The 422-nt window shown below is 38.2% G+C and carries 1 protein-coding gene; it reads left to right on the plus strand.

The features are described from left to right. The coding region (locus HMJ38_RS25160; RefSeq protein WP_194977201.1) for a hypothetical protein at positions 1–422 on the plus strand (422 nt) is incomplete at both ends.

The raw sequence follows: 422 nt of genomic DNA on the forward strand, positions 1-422 counted from the left end.
GGCACAAAATGAAATCTCGACTAAACCTAGGATGTTTTTTTCTGCTGGGTTTGTAACACCTCAATTTTATAGTGGATCAGAATTAATAAGGGCTTACGAAATTCGCCAGAATGGGCAAAGCTACTTCCAGAATGGAGAAAGTAAACAAGTAGGCTCATATGGTTCTAATACCGGATTTTCCTTAGGTATCGGTTATTATATTCCATTGAAATCAGTTCCAGGATTAAGTGTGGGCTTACTTGTAAACAGTGGACAGACTGGATCAACACCCTCCAAAGGCGGATATGAAGAAGGATATTTTTTCAATTACCTCAACTTTGGGACAGGTTTGCAATTCTATCCTTTCGAATCAAATAATCTTTATTTCAAAGGCGAGGTTGGGATGGGCTCAGTATTTACCAAGAATCGTTTCATAAATGCAA

Origin of the sequence: Aquiflexum lacus (assembly GCF_015476655.1) — a bacterium.
GTDB lineage: Bacteria > Bacteroidota > Bacteroidia > Cytophagales > Cyclobacteriaceae > Aquiflexum > Aquiflexum lacus.